This window comes from Ruegeria sp. AL1 (assembly GCF_056540905.1).
This window is the reverse complement of sequence record NZ_JBQFXP010000010.1, coordinates 77,034-91,504: the sequence shown is the minus strand read 5'-3', so window position 1 is coordinate 91,504 and position 14,471 is coordinate 77,034. Positions and strand designations below refer to the sequence as shown.

The 14,471-nt window shown below is 57.4% G+C and carries 11 protein-coding genes; 8 read left to right on the top strand and 3 right to left on the bottom strand.

The genetic code is table 11. The features are described 5' to 3' along the window. Positions 1-339 precede the first annotated feature (339 nt). From ACRZ9X_RS16365 to ACRZ9X_RS16340, 6 genes are all read left to right on the top strand, one after another. The gene (locus ACRZ9X_RS16365) at positions 340-1,365 is read left to right on the top strand and encodes an FAD:protein FMN transferase (RefSeq protein WP_480520766.1); all 1,026 of its coding nucleotides are present in this window, start codon (positions 340-342) and stop codon (positions 1,363-1,365) included. A gap of 15 nt (positions 1,366-1,380) precedes the next feature. Next, entirely contained in the window at positions 1,381-1,611 is a 231-nt protein-coding gene (nqrM, locus tag ACRZ9X_RS16360; protein WP_480520764.1) for a (Na+)-NQR maturation NqrM, read from the top strand. Positions 1,612-1,626: 15 nt separating this feature from the next. After that, positions 1,627-3,297, top strand: a complete 1,671-nt coding sequence (locus ACRZ9X_RS16355; protein ID WP_480520762.1) for a sulfatase-like hydrolase/transferase — start codon at positions 1,627-1,629, stop codon at positions 3,295-3,297. 84 nt (positions 3,298-3,381) lie between these two features. Beyond that, positions 3,382-4,899, top strand: coding sequence for a 2,3-bisphosphoglycerate-independent phosphoglycerate mutase (gene gpmI, locus ACRZ9X_RS16350; RefSeq protein WP_480520760.1), 1,518 nt, complete (start codon positions 3,382-3,384; stop codon positions 4,897-4,899). Next, positions 4,896-6,026 carry a murein hydrolase activator EnvC family protein gene (locus tag ACRZ9X_RS16345; protein ID WP_480520758.1) on the top strand — a complete coding sequence of 377 codons (1,131 nt, stop codon included), beginning with the start codon at positions 4,896-4,898 and terminating at the stop codon, positions 6,024-6,026. Before gpmI ends, ACRZ9X_RS16345 begins: the two co-directional genes overlap by 4 nt. Before the next feature lie 6 nt (positions 6,027-6,032). Continuing rightward, positions 6,033-7,376, top strand: a complete 1,344-nt coding sequence (locus ACRZ9X_RS16340; protein ID WP_480520756.1) for a S41 family peptidase — start codon at positions 6,033-6,035, stop codon at positions 7,374-7,376. A 63-nt stretch (positions 7,377-7,439) separates the two neighbouring features. Here ACRZ9X_RS16340 and ACRZ9X_RS16335 read toward each other — a convergent pair whose 3' ends face one another. From ACRZ9X_RS16335 to ACRZ9X_RS16325, 3 genes are all read right to left on the bottom strand, one after another. Continuing rightward, entirely contained in the window at positions 7,440-8,966 is a 1,527-nt protein-coding gene (locus ACRZ9X_RS16335; RefSeq protein WP_480520754.1) for an MFS transporter, read from the bottom strand. A gap of 93 nt (positions 8,967-9,059) precedes the next feature. Beyond that, positions 9,060-9,425 carry a hypothetical protein gene (locus ACRZ9X_RS16330; protein WP_480520752.1) on the bottom strand — a complete coding sequence of 122 codons (366 nt, stop codon included), beginning with the start codon at positions 9,423-9,425 and terminating at the stop codon, positions 9,060-9,062. A gap of 11 nt (positions 9,426-9,436) precedes the next feature. Beyond that, positions 9,437-10,198: a DUF6478 family protein gene (locus ACRZ9X_RS16325; protein ID WP_480520750.1), complete on the bottom strand. Its 762-nt coding sequence runs from the start codon at positions 10,196-10,198 to the stop codon at positions 9,437-9,439. Between the two features lie 241 nt (positions 10,199-10,439). On the opposite strand from ACRZ9X_RS16325, the gene ACRZ9X_RS16320 reads away from it, so the two are divergent. Both ACRZ9X_RS16320 and ACRZ9X_RS16315 read left to right on the top strand, forming a co-directional pair. Next, a complete protein-coding gene (locus ACRZ9X_RS16320) occupies positions 10,440-13,535 on the top strand; it encodes an ABC transporter transmembrane domain-containing protein (protein ID WP_480520748.1) in 3,096 nt (1,031 codons plus the stop codon). Next, entirely contained in the window at positions 13,519-14,415 is an 897-nt protein-coding gene (locus tag ACRZ9X_RS16315; RefSeq protein WP_480520746.1) for a CPBP family intramembrane glutamic endopeptidase, read from the top strand. The genes ACRZ9X_RS16320 and ACRZ9X_RS16315 overlap by 17 nt, the downstream gene beginning before the upstream one ends. Positions 14,416-14,471: the final 56 nt, after the last annotated feature.

Below are 14,471 nucleotides of genomic sequence, written 5' to 3'. Positions count from 1 at the left end.
ACCACCTTACCGCAGGCGCAGGCGCTGTATAGGGTGCAATTTTGAAATCCTTTGTTTCCCGGTCAAATTGTAAGGATGATTACGCTGCTGAGCCAACTCTACCTGACTCCACCCGTGGCCGTTGTGATCTTCTTTGTCGTCGTCGTCTGTGGTCACAATTTCCGGATGGCATGGAAAAATCAGCCGCCGGGTTGGCAGAAGCGGGCCTGGTTGTTCGGAATTCCGGCCGCAATCGGCCTGTGCGTTCTGGCGTTTCTGCCCTTGAAAATCTGAGCTTCGTTTGACTCTGAAAAGGGGCGCTGGCATATGCCGGGCACGACTATTCCAAAAGGTTGCCCTATGCGTCACCTGACAGTTTTTGCCTTGGTTCTGATCACCGCCGGATGCTGGTTTGACGGCGCACCCGACGTCGTGCGCCTGACTGGCGAGACAATGGGGACCACGTTCAACATCACGGCCATTGGGGACGATCTGGATGAGGCCGGGCTGGCCCGCGCAGTGGATCAAACCCTGGCGGATGTGAATGCAAAAATGTCCAACTGGGACCCAAATTCCGAAGTGTCTGTCTTCTCTGCCTCGGATCGCACTGACGCCCAATCGGTGTCGGACGAATTTGCGCTGGTGATCGAGGCGGCCAATGACGTACATGCGAAGTCCGGCGGCACTTTTGACGTGACTTTGGGACCTTTGATCGAACTTTGGGGCTTTGGCCCGCGCAAACCCGAAGACCCGGTGCCTGCGGAAGAAGAGATTGCGGCCGCATTGAGCAAGGTTGGTCAGGCGCGGTTGCTCACATTGGATCGTGTGGCGGGCACTTTGACCAAATCTGATCCGGCGGTCGGGATAAACCTGTCCGCAATTGCCAAAGGCTATGGGATCGACGCAGTTGCCGGGACCCTGCGTGAGGCCGAGATTGAAAACTACATGGTCGAGATCGGCGGTGATCTGGTGGCCATGGGTGAAAACGACAAGGGTGAAAGCTGGCGCATTGGTGTGGAAAAACCCGAAGCAGGCGTGCAAGCCATTCAACTTGTTGTACCACTTGACAATCTGGGTATGGCCACATCCGGGGATTACAAGAATTTCTTTGAACAGGACGGTGTTCGATACTCGCACATAATCGATCCGACCACCGGGCGACCTATCACGCACCGAACGACGTCGGTCACGGTGCTGGCCGAGAATGCCATGATGGCGGATGCCTGGGCCACGGCGATGCTGGCGCTGGGGCAGGAGGCCGGTCTGGAGCTGGCCGAGGAGCATAAACTTGCCGTGTTTTTCATCTCGCGGGATGTGACAGGCGACGAAGAAACCTATATCACGGTACAAAGCAGCGCGTTTCAAACCTTGCTGGGATCGAACTGAAGGACCTGTCCTGACATGACCACCTTTATTCTGGCTTTTGTCATTTTGCTGATCATAATGGTCGGTATGTCCTTGGGCGTGATGCTGATGGGCAAAACCATCAAGGGCAGCTGCGGTGGTCTGAATGCGATTTCGGGTGCCGACAAATGCGTGGTCTGTCAGAAAGATATCGACCCCGACAGCCCCCTGCGAGACCAGTTGCAGTGCAAGCGCGCGAAAAAGATGCTGCAACAGATGGAAGGCTAGGATACCCCTCTTGGCATGAGCAAAGCCAAGAACATCCTCTTCATCATGTTCGATCAACTGCGCTGGGATTACCTCAGCTGCTACGGACATCCGCATCTGCATACGCCGAATATCGACCGTCTGGCCTCGATGGGCGTACGTTTTGACCGCGCCTACATCCAGTCTCCGATCTGCGGCAGTTCCCGCATGTCGACCTATACCGGGCGATATGTGCATTCGCACGGAGCGTCATGGAACGGCATCCCGCTGAAGGTCGGAGAGATGACGATGGGCGATCACCTGCGCAAGGCGGGGATGGATTGCTGGTTGGTCGGCAAAACCCATATGCGCGCCGATGCCGAAGGCATGGCCCGGCTGGGTCTGGAACCCGACAGCCTGATCGGCGCGCGCGTGGCCGAATGCGGCTTTGACGTCTTTGAACGCGATGACGGGATGCGCCCCGAAGGGCCAGATGGGTTTTATGACCCGGACGGGGCCAAAAAATACAATGAATACCTCAAAGACAAAGGGTATGAGAGCGACAACCCGTGGCATGACTTCGCCAATTCAGGGTTGGATGCGGATGGCAACGTGCTGTCGGGCTGGTTCCTGAAGAACTCCTCCGAGGCGGCGAATATCGCCGAGGAAGACAGCGAAACGCCCTATCTGACCACCCGTGGGATCGAGTTCATGGAAACCCATGACGAGCCATGGTGCTGTCACCTGAGCTATATCAAACCGCATTGGCCCTATATCGTGCCCGAACCGTACGCCTCGATGTACGGTCCCGAGCATGTCTTGCCCGTGGTTCGGTCCGAGGCCGAGCGGCAGAACGCGCATCCGGTGCTCAAGGCGTTCATGGATACGAAGATCGGTCAGACCTTCTCGCGTCAGGATGTGCGCGAGGCCGTGATCCCCGCCTATATGGGCCTGATCAAACAAGCCGATGACCAGATGGGGCGGCTGTTTGACTGGATGGAACAAGCCGGACGGATGCAGGATACGATGATCGTGCTGACCTCGGACCACGGGGATTTTCTGGGCGATCACTGGATGGGAGAGAAGACCTTCTTCCACGACGCCTCGACCAGAATGCCCCTGATCATCTACGATCCGTCGCCCGAGGCCGACGCCACACGCGGCACCACCTGTGATGCGCTGGTCGAATCCATCGATCTGGCCCCCACCTTTCTGGAGATCGCGGGCGGAGAACCCGCCGGGCACATCCTTGAAGGGCATTCGTTGCTGCCGATCCTGCGCGGTCAGGCCAACAGCACCCCGCGCGATGTGGTGATTTGCGAATACGACTATTCCGCCTCGCCCATTGCGCAGGCGCTGAATGTCTCGGTGCGCGATGCGGTCATGTTCATGGTCGCAAACGAGAAATGGAAGCTGATTCATTGTGAAGGTGGATATCGCCCGCTGTTGTTCGATCTTGAGAATGATCCCAATGAACTGACGGATGTGGGCGAAAGCGCCCAGCACGCAGAGGTCATTGCCGAGATGTATGACCACCTGTTCGCGTGGGCGCGACGTCCATCGCAGCGCACAACGCGGTCCGAAGAGCAGTTGTTGAATATGCGCGGATCAAGCCGGGGAACCGGCGTGGTGATCGGCATTTACGACGAAAACGATATGCCGCTGGAGCTGACGGTGAAGTACCGTAACCGAAAGGCGCGGCCTTTTGGCGACTACAAGCCGGACTAATTCTGCGCCAGCACACTGAAAAGACGGTTCAACCTTGCGCGGGCAGGGGGTAGAAGATGGCAACACCGCACTCGGAGAGCTTTCATGACCGCCCCCAAACCCGTTGTTCTGTGTATCCTCGATGGTTGGGGCCTGTCGGACGACACAACCGCCAACGCGCCGCATCTGGCCAACACGCCGACCTTCGATGCGATCATGGCGGAAAGCCCGCATGCGCAGTTGATCACGCACGGGCCGGATGTGGGTCTGCCCAGCGGTCAAATGGGCAATTCCGAAGTCGGCCATACGAATATCGGGGCAGGGCGCGTGGTGGCGATGGATCTGGGGCAGATCGATCTGGCCATCGAAGATGGTTCATTCTTTGACAACGGCGCGCTGCAGGAATTTATCGCCAAGGTCAAAGCCACAGGCGGTACGGCGCATCTGATGGGGCTGGTCTCGGATGGCGGGGTGCACGGGCATCTGGATCATATCGTGGCCGCCGCCAAAGCCATCACCGATGCGGGCGTTCCGGTGGCGTTACACGCCATCACCGATGGGCGCGATGTGGCCCCGAAATCGGCATTCACCTATATCGCCGAGTTGGAAGGCCACCTGCCCGAAGGCGCAAAGATCGTCACCGTCTGCGGGCGCTACTTTGCGATGGACCGTGACAACCGTTGGGACCGCGTGGCCGAAGCTTATAACGCCATGATCGAAGCGCAGGGCAGGGTGGAAAACACCGCCCATTTCGCGGTGGATCATGCCTATAACCAATCCGAAACCGACGAGTTCATCGCGCCTACGGTGCTTGAGGGATATGCAGGTCTGAAAGACGGCGACGGGTTCTTTTGCCTGAACTTCCGCGCCGACCGCGCCCGCGAGATTCTGCGCGCCATCGGTGAGCCCGGTTTTTCCGATTTCGACACCGGTTCGCGTCCGCGATTGTCGGCGTTGCTAGGCATGGTTGAGTATTCCGATGGTCACAATGCCTATATGACCACTGTCTTCCCCAAGCGGGATATTGTGAACACGCTGGGCGAATGGGTTGCCAAACAGGGCCTGCGCCAGTTTCGACTGGCCGAGACCGAGAAATACCCTCATGTCACCTTCTTCCTGAACGGCGGCAAAGAGCAGCCCGAGGGGGGCGAGCATCGCCATATGCCGAAATCGCCCAAAGTGGCGACGTATGATCTGCAGCCAGAGATGTCCTCGGCTGAGGTGACAGAGGCATTCGTTCGGGCGATCCATGAGGGCTATGACCTGATCGTCACCAACTATGCCAACCCCGATATGGTGGGCCATTCCGGCGATCTGCAGGCGGCGATCAAGGCTTGCGAGGCGGTGGATCAGGGTCTGGCGCAGGTGGTTGAGGCGCTGCGGCAGGTCGGTGGCGCGATGATCGTCACCGCCGATCACGGCAATTGCGAGATGATGGTCAATCCCGAAACCGGCGGCCCGCACACGGCACACACCCTGAACCCCGTCCCGGTCGCGCTTGTTGGTGGACCCAAAGGGGCCGGGCTGCGCGACGGGCGGCTGGCCGATCTGGCCCCGACGCTGTTACAGCTTATGAACCTGCCCGTACCGCCGGAAATGACCGGAGAAAGCCTGCTGAAATGAGGGCGTTCTGGCTCTGCCTGACCCTGCTCTGGCCATGGTCCGCAATGGCGCAGCAAAGCCCTTCCGAGGCTGCGTTGCAGGCGGTGCAAATGCTCGAGCAAGCTTCGATCGCCCTGACCGACGCAGACAGCGCCCGCGATAGGGTGCGCGCCCTGACCGAGACGATACAGGCCTATGAGGCCGGGCTCGCCGCCATGCGCGACGGTTTGCGCCGCGCCACCCTGCGCGAGGCGCAGCTGAGCGCCGAGTTGCAGGCCCGCGAACAGGATGTGGCGCAGTTGCTGGGCGTGTTGCAGACCATCGAAACGACCGCGCCTCCGGTGCTGATGTTGCATCCTTCAGGGCCGCTGGGGGCCGCGCGGACGGGCATGATGTTGTCCGAGGTCACCCCTGGCCTGAACGCACAGGCCCGCGCCCTGGCCGCCGATCTGCAAGAGGTGCAGACGCTGCGGCAACTGCAACAAAGCGCCGCTGACACGCTGACCGAAGGCCTGACCGGCGTGCAGGATGCCCGCACACGCCTGAGCGCCGCTATTGCGGATCGAACAGATCTGCCACGGCGGTTTGTCGAAGACCCTGTGCGCACAGCGATCCTGATATCTTCGACCGAGACGTTGGACGGGTTCGCCAGTGGTCTTTCTGAAATTTCCGACGGCGACATTGCCGAAACCGATGCGGATGTGTCGGACCTGAAAGGGCAGGTCGCGCTGCCAACGCAGGGTATCGTCCTGCACCGGGCCGGTGAGACCGATGCGGCGGGGGTCACGCGCCCCGGCCTTGTTCTGGGCACCCGCCCCCGCGCTTTGGTGGTGTCGCCCACCGCTGCGACGATCCGCTATCGCGGCCCCTTGCTGGAGCTTGGCAATCTGGTCATTCTGGAACCGCAACCGGGCTTGCTGTTTGTTTTCTCCGGCATGCAAGAGGTCTATGGTCATCCGGGGCAGGTGATCCCACAAGGCTCTCCGGTCGGATTGATGCCGGGTGAATCCCCGGAAATTGGCGCTATTATGTCAACAAGCAGTGATGGCACTGGAACTGACCGGTCAGAAACGCTCTATATAGAGGTAAGACAAGACAACAGCCCCGTAGATCCGGAATCGTGGTTCCGGACGGACAAGGATGGATAAACAAGCATGAAGAAATTTGTGATGGCCGGTTTGGCCGGCACCGTGGCAGGGATCATAGCGACCACTCAGATTGCTGGCCCTTTGCTGGCACAAGAAGCGGAAAACAAGGCGAGCGTCTATGAGCAGCTGGACCTGTTTGGTGACATTTTCGAACGCATCCGCGCCCAATATGTCGAAGAAGTCGAAACCGAGGAGCTGATCGAGGCGGCCATTGACGGGATGCTAACGTCACTTGACCCACATTCCAGCTATCTTTCGCCCAAGGATGCGGCACAGATGCGTGTGCAGACCCGTGGAGAATTTGGCGGGCTGGGTATCGAAGTCACGCAGGAAGAAGGGTTTGTCAAAGTTGTCTCTCCGATCGACGGGACCCCTGCCGATGAGGCCGGCATCGAGGCCGGAGATTTCATCACCCATGTTGATGGCGAGAGCATTCTGGGTCTGACACTCGATAAGGCCGTTGATCTGATGCGCGGCCCTGTGGGCTCGGAAATCATAATCACCGTTGTACGGGAGGGTGAAACCGACCCGTTTGATGTCACCATCATACGCGACACCATCAAGCTGACCGCCGTGCGCGCCCGCACCGAAGGCACCAGCGTTGTGCTGCGGGTTACGACGTTCAATGACCAGACCTACCCGAACCTCAAGGACGGGCTGGAAAAGCAGATCGACGAAGCCGGTGGTATCGAGAATGTAAACGGCATCGTGCTTGATCTGCGCAACAACCCCGGCGGGCTGCTGACGCAGGCGATCAAGGTGTCAGACGCATTTTTGGATGAAGGTGAGATTGTCTCGACTCGGGGTCGTGATCCGGAAGACGGTGAGCGGTTTAACGCAACCCCCGGCGATCTGACAGGCGGCAAACCGATTGTTGTGCTGATCAACGGCGGCTCGGCCTCGGCGTCCGAGATTGTTGCAGGAGCGCTGCAGGATCACCACCGCGCCATTGTGGTGGGAACCAAGAGCTTTGGCAAAGGCTCGGTCCAGACGGTTATGCCCTTGCGCGGTGACGGGGCGATGCGCTTGACGACGTCTCGGTATTACACGCCCTCCGGACGCTCAATCCAGTCTTTGGGTGTGAGCCCGGATATTATCGTCGAACAACCCCGCGTCCGACCCGATGAGGACGAGGAAGAAACGACGAACCCCCGCACACGGTCCGAGGCCGATCTGCGCGGTAGTCTGAACAATGACAGTCTGAGCGAGGATGAAATTCGCCAGATCGAAGAAGATCGCGCCAAGGCCGAGGCAACCGCCGAATTGCGGGAAGAGGATTATCAACTGGCGTATGCCATTGACATCCTGAAAGGTTTGTCGGCATTCAGCCCTGCTGGTCCATCGCAGTAATTCGCTACAAAATCTGATAACTGGGCCGTCCTGCAGGCGGCCCTTTTCATTTCAGTGGTTTCGCTAGCCTTCGACTTTGTGCAGCTTTTTCTCGTCCAGCATCACCGCAAGAACGATGCCCATTGAAACCGAAAGCATTGAGAAGACAAATGCCATATTCATCCCACCGTCGAATGCCGTCGCAACAGCTGATCTGACTTTCTCTGCCTCAGCCGTGCTCAGCTTTGCCATGATGTGTTGCGCTGATTCCGCTGTCAGCGTGCTGCCATTGATGATTTTCTGATCGGCGGCGGACATGTCGACTCCTTCTGTCTGCAGTTGTGTGCGCAGGCGGGAAAGGCTGGTGACATACATGATGGCTGTCGCGCAGGCGACCGAGATCGCGCCATAGACTAGATGGGTCATGAAGCTGAGCCCGCCGACCAGACCGGCACGCTCGGGCTTAACCGCACATACAGCGGCCGTACCAGATGGCCCCACAGTCAGAGTGGCCCCCAGACCGATCAGCGCCATGCCCGGCAAGATCTGAAAATATCCCCACCCTTGTGGCAGAACCACGATGAGTGCGGCCCCGACCGTTGCGCATACATAACCCCAGAAGAGCAATCGTTTCGGTCCGAAATCATTGTACAACGTGCCCGAAACAATCGAGCCGACTGCAAGCAAAACGGTCAACGGCGCCAACCCGAGCGCCGAGTGGAAGACAGACCAGCCCAGCACCTTTTGCATGTATTGCGGAAAGTAAAGCAGGCCGACAAAAGCCGCCGAGACATTGAACATATTAAGGCCGAGGGTGATCATGAACTCGCGGTTCTGCATCAACTGAGGCATCAAAAGCGGTTCTTCGACTCGTTTTTCCACTTTGGGGAAGAACACCAACAGGATCGCGCTGACAAAGAACAGAAGAAGGATCGGAACCGAGGTCCAGCCCCAGTCAGCGCCGACATCCAAGCCATAAAGCAGCAACAAGACCGCCAAGGACAGCATGCCCATGCCCGCAAAATCGATATGCTCGCCCTGTTTGTGTTGGGTCTCTCGCTCCATCAGGAAGATCGCGACGGCCATGGAAATGCATGAGAAGATGACATTGGCCAAAAAGAACAGCCGCCAATCGCCAAGATTGACCACGGCTCCGCTGATCATCGGACCAAACACATTGCCGGTGGTGACACCTGCCAGAATAAGCCCCATTACCATCGCCCGATGTTCTTCTTTGGCAACTTTAGTCGCGCCAAACGCCAGTGTGCAGGGCCAGACACAGCCAGCCCCGATCCCTTGCAATGCGCGCGCGCCGATCAGGTAATCCAGCCCAGGCGCAACGAAGCACAAGACAGAGGCGAACAGAAAGATCGACAATCCAATGATCATCATCTTGCGGTGCCCGTACATATCGCCAAGGCGTCCGCCCGCGACCATGGTCATGGCGAAAAACAAGGCATAGATGTTCAGAACCCATTGGGTGCTGGTGATGTCCGCATCAAAGGTATTTTCAATGGCCGGAACCAGCATCAAGGCGCCGGTGAAATCGATACCGATCCCGAATGCAGTGACCATCAACGCTATGATCTTGACGACGCTGCTGCGATCCATTGGACACCCGTTTTCATGATTTCACGCGTCCATGATGCATGAATGCGCCTCGAAAGATAGGTTGACAGGTGAATTTCTCGTGGTGGCAGAACCTTAGTCCTGATCTTGCGGGGCATGCGTTCGGCGGAAGGCCTGTTTCAGCATATCCAGTTCCGCCCGCAGCAAGCTGACCTCGGCCAGCAGGGTGTCGGCTGCTGGATCTCCTGCGACAATGGTGAATGCGCCCAGTTTCTGTTGGGTGGTTGCATCGTGCACCACGATCGTATGAACCCCGTCGGATATGACCGTTGGCGGGACCGAAATCTGTATCAGCCAACCTTTGTCAACTGGTGAGATATCAACATCCGGAATGGGGTGGCCATGCAGGGTCGCGATAACCCGGGGTTCCGACTCGGTGGCCAGATGTGCCTCCCAAAGGGCGTTCTCAAATCGGATCGGAGTCAGTGTGGCGTGCGACATGAGATATCCCCTTAAAGATCAGCTCGGTGATGGCGACAAAACGTCAAATCGCGCACGACCACCCGGTTCATCGCGGGGTTCTGAATGATCAGATCCAACCATAATTTGTCAATTCGGCGTTCATTCAGCGGCAAATGGGCAAGATCGAAGTCGATCGTCACCGTCGGATCCGACATGTCCAACTCACGCAGAACCTGTTCACTGTTCGGGCCGTGCTGAATGTTCAGACGCGCATAGATGCCGGTCTGCCGTTCGGTCAAAAGAGCTGCGTCGAGGCGCACCAGATGCTGCCGCGTCATACCCGTCGCGGCCTCGGGCGGGAGTTCGACGGAAAGCGATAAAAATGACCCGCGAAACGAGAACACTTCCAGCGATACGCTGAACGGCGAAAGGTCGCGATCCTCGCGATTTCGCAGTTGGCGGATAACGATCTCGGCCAGATCGCAGTCGTGAAACAGAGTAACTTGCGGATCGAGCTTTGCCTTTCTGGATGCAGAGGCGATGCCCGGCATTGTCAGAGGGTCTTTCCACACATCTGGTCGCCACGACCAATCGGTGCCAAGCGGTTTGGGAAACTGTTCGGATCCCACGATGGGATGGATCAGGCGGCCGTCCGCTTTTTGGATCAACCGATCCAGTTGCGTTTTCAGCAGGCGCGCGTGATCGCGCTGACGTCGCAAGTTCGGCAGGGCGGTCTGATCCGCCCGGTCAACAGCACGCCTCCACCGCGCCGTCGCCCGAGTGTTGAGAATGCGATCCAGAATCTTGCTCATTGTCGTTTTTCCGAAACTGGGCGCCGTGGTAGAGGACGAAGCCCAATGCGCCAAGCGGTGTTTGACCATAGAATGTGAATTTTGCCAAAAAGTGAACCGGGCTTTGCAGAAGGGTGCTTTCTGCTTGCGGGTCTGCGCTGTTTTCTTGCAATAGATCAGGCTGCAGCTTAGGGTCTGCTTTCCGTTATGGCATGCGGCCCGAGCAGTGCATACACCGCGCATTTTCAAATTGAGGCAGGGCATGGAACCTACCCTATTTTCCTTTATCTGGAAACACTCAAAGAAACAGCAACTGGTGCTTCTGGCGCTGACAGTTCTTTCGTTTCCGTTTCTGTATGCATCGCTTGAGCTGCCCAAACAGATTATCAACGATGCTATTGGTGCGCCTGCAGACAGTGTCGATGTGTTCGGAATGACCGTCACGCAGGTTCAGTACCTGTTGATCCTGTGTTTCGCTTTTCTTGCCACGGTGATTGCAAGCGGGTTGATGAAGATGCGCATCAACACGATGAAGGGCGTGTTGGCGGAACGGATGCTGCGCCGCCTGCGTTTTGTCCTGATAAGCCGCACGATGCGGTTTCCCAAATCCTATTTCGCGACGACCAGTCAGGGTGAACTGGTGTCCATGATCACATCCGAGGCCGAACCCATGGGCGGGCTGATGGGCGATGCGATTGCGCAGCCGGTGTTTCAGTTCGGTCAGATGATGACCATCGTGACGTTTCTTTTTCTTCAAAGCGTCTGGTTCGGTCTGGCCAGCATCGCCTTGATTCCGCTGCAAGCGTGGCTGATCCCGAAATTGCAGCGTCAGATCAACCTTTTGAACAAGGAACGCATTCAGGAGGTTCGGCAGCTGAGCTCGGAAATCGGCGAAAGCGCCGCTGGTATCAGCGACCTGCGTACCAATGGCGGCTGGCGATACAGATTGGCGCAGTTCAGCTATCGGTTGGGCACATTGTTCGAGATTCGTTATCGGATCTACAACAAGAAATTCTTCATGAAGTTCCTCAACAATCTGATCACCCAGATGACCCCTTTCCTGTTCTTTTCGGTCGGCGGGTATCTGGCCATTAAAGGTGAGGTCACGGTCGGTGCGCTCGTGGCCGCCTTAGGGGCGTATAAGGATCTGAGCGGTCCGTGGAAGGATTTGTTGACCTATTACAATCAGGTACAGGACATGTCGCTGCGGTGGGAGATCGTGACGGAACGGTTTGCACCATCCAACATGATCCCCGAACATCTGTTTGAAGGAGAACCCAAGACCATCCCGCGCCTGACTGGTGACATCGAGTTAAGGAACGTGACGGTGCGCGATGATGACGGCAAAACGATACTGGAAGATATCGACCTAAAAATCCCGCAGGGTGCACGCGTGGCGATCCAGTCGACGCATGCGTCCGAGCGCTCGGCCCTTGCACAGGTTCTAACCCGGGAATTGTTGCCGGTGCAGGGAGATGTAATCATTGGCGAGCACAATCTGAACGAGCTGCATCAATCGGTGATTGCCGCCCGGATCGGGTATGCGTATTCGCGGCCCTACCTGTTTGATGGCACTTTGGGTGACAACCTTCTGATGCCCCTGCGCACTCGACCACAACAGGAAAGCGAAGCGAGCCAGCCTCCCTCACGCCGTCAGATCGAGGCGGTGCGCGCCGGAAATCCGCCGGATTCGCTTAGCGACGAGTGGGTGGACCCCAGCCTGGCCGGGCTGGACGATATCGAAGAGATCCGGGACTGGTGGTTCAAACTGGTCGAAGCGATGGGCATTGATGAGTTCATGTTCCGCCGCACGTTGCGATCGCAGTTCGATCCGGACGTTCATCCGGTGTTGGCGCAAGAGATCGTCAATCTGCGCGATACGGTCGCTGAGCGGTTGAAGGAGAAAGGGTTGGATCAATTCGTCTACCGGTTTGAACCCGACAAGTTCAATCCGGCGGTGCCGTTGGGCGGCAACCTGCTTTTTGCCTCGCCGTCCAGGAATATAGCGCCGGATCTTCTGGCCGGTGACCGGCAGTTCCTGTCGATGCTGACCTCCCATGAATTGGATGATGAGGCGCTGAGAATCTCGGAAGCTGTCCTGGAAATTCTGAACCAGACATTTGGTCGGGATGGGGCGGATCACCCCTTATTCCTGCGGCTTGGGTTGTCCAAGGAAATGTATCACCGTCTTCTGGATATCGAAGACCGGCGTAAGACCAAAGGTGAGACCAATCTGAGTGACAAGGACCTGGCGTTGTTGCTGACGGTTCCATTCATGCTGACTGCGGAACAGATTGGCCCGAGCTTTCCGGACAAATACAAGGACAAGATTTTGTCGATCCGTCGCGAGCAGGCAGAAAAGTTGCGACAGACCATGGGAGATATGTTCTTGCCGGTGCGCCCCGACGTCTATGTCCCGCGTCTGACCGCGATGGAGAATGCACTTTACGGGCGGGTGTCTTTGATGGCGGGTGCCAAGGCGGACGAGATCGAGGACGTGGTCGCAGAGGTTCTCAATGAAGCTGGGTTGCGTCGTCGCGCCGCTGCGATCATCTATGATTTGCCAGCCGGTCTGGGGGGGAATAACCTTCCAACCGTCTTTCAGGAACGCGCCGCATTTTCCCGTGCTGGGATCAAACGCCCGGACATTCTGATTCTTGATAAAATTCTGGCCAGCCACGATTCCGAAAGTCGCTTACGAACCCGGCTGAAACTGCGCGAATTGCTACCGGATTCGATCATGATCTTCATGGAGGATCACTTTGCCCACCCCGAAGCGTATGATATTTTTGTCGACGTCAAGGATGGCCGTATCGACGGTGTCTCGCGCACCCAAGCCGAGACTGAGGACACCGCCTCTGATGATCTTTCGCGCAAACTCAAGATTATCTCTTCGACCGAATTGTTCTCGCGTCTCGATGGGCGAAATCAACGCCTTCTGGCATTTTCTGCCCAATGGTATGAGGCGGCAAAAGGGCAAGTGATCTTTTCGCGCGGTCAGGTCCCCGATGCGGCCTATCTTTGTATCTCGGGCCAGGCCAGCCTTGAGTGGATGGAGGAAAATGGGCAAATGCGTTCATTGTCCACGGTCGAGGCTGGTCGATTGATCGGGGATCTGGCGATCATCACCGGTGACACACGACAGTTGGATCTGGTTGCAACAACCGATTGTACCTTCTTGCGAATTGGTGCCGAGGAATTGCGGGCTGTCATCGAAAGCGATGCCGGCGTCGCAACCCAGCTTCTGATCACTGTGGCCGGTTACCTGACAACGGCCGGAGAACGATTGCGCAACACGAACACGTCGATCAACGCGGATGATCAGCCTCAGGCGCCAGAACATGATGCGTCACGCTGATCAGGCATATCGCGCCCATCGGCTTTTGTTGACCGACGCCCGTCAGTATCCGGAATTGTGGCGGTTGTTCTTGGGTTTGATGCTTGTGGTCGTGGTGGTCATCGCCATGAACGGTGTTTTACTGAGCGTGCTTGTGGGGTTAGGACCCGCTGATAGTGTCAACGGGATTTTCGACGGCTCGTCTCCGGTTGCGGTGCTGCTGCTGCTGTCCAGCTTCGGTTTTATCACGCTGGGGGTAGCAGTGGCTGCCCGCGTGGCGCAGCATCGCGGGTTGACCAGTATTCTGGGCCCGGTTTCGTTGCTGAAACAACAATTCCGGGCGGTCTTATGGGCACTTTTCCTTCTGGGTTTCGTCCTGACGGTTCTGCCGCCCTACGATTTCGGAACCCCACTGGAACCGAACCTGCCACTGTCCAGATGGCTATTGTTGCTGCCACTTTCTGCAACAGCGGTTCTGATTCAGACAAGCGCCGAAGAGATCCTGTTCCGTGGCTACCTCCAGCAATGCCTGGCGGTTCGATTCAACTCACGCGTGATCTGGATGGGCGTTCCGTCCCTGTTGTTTGCCATTGGGCACTTTGATCCGCTTACCACAGGCGACAACGCTTTGCTGGTCTCCCTTTGGGCGTTCGTTTTCGGGATACTGACGGCTGATCTGACTGCACGTGCGGGCACGTTGGGACCTGCTATCGCCCTGCATTTTTTAAATAATTTCACAGCGCTTCTGTTGATTTCGCTGCCGGATAACATCAGCGGCCTGGCGCTGTATCATATCCCGTTCGATCCAGCGGACACAGAATCCCTGCGACCGTGGCTGTTTGTCGATTTCGCGATCATGTTTGTGGGTTGGCTTACGGTCAGGCTGGTGCTTAGGCGCTGATTGCAATTCCTTCCGTTGCGTCTTATTTGACGTCAACGCCGCTCTAGCCAAGGTTC